Here is a 302-nt window from a genome sequence, read left to right as displayed (position 1 = left end):
GAGTCGACCGGGCGTCCGGAGCTGACCGAGGCCGCGATCGTGGTCTCCGGCGGCCGGGGCGTCAACGGCGCGGAGAACTTCGCGGTCATCGAGGCCCTGGCCGACAGCCTGGGCGCGGCGGTGGGTGCCTCGCGGGCGGCGGTGGACGCGGGCTGGTACCCGCACACCAACCAGGTCGGCCAGACCGGCAAGAGTGTCTCGCCGCAGCTGTACATCGCCAACGGCATCTCCGGTGCCATCCAGCACCGGGCGGGCATGCAGACCTCGAAGACGATCGTGGCGGTCAACAAGGACGCCGAGGC

Annotated in this window: 1 protein-coding gene; it reads left to right on the top strand. The window is 71.9% G+C overall.

Going from position 1 to position 302, the window contains the following annotated elements; translation table 11 throughout:
• The coding region (locus MKW14_RS40775; RefSeq protein WP_240871850.1) for an electron transfer flavoprotein subunit alpha/FixB family protein at nucleotides 1-302 on the top strand (302 nt) is incomplete at both ends.

This window comes from Streptomyces gilvus (assembly GCF_022513565.1).
Lineage (GTDB): Bacteria > Actinomycetota > Actinomycetes > Streptomycetales > Streptomycetaceae > Streptomyces > Streptomyces gilvus.
Note: the sequence above shows the minus strand (reverse complement) of the source record. Positions and strands in the feature narration are given on the sequence as shown.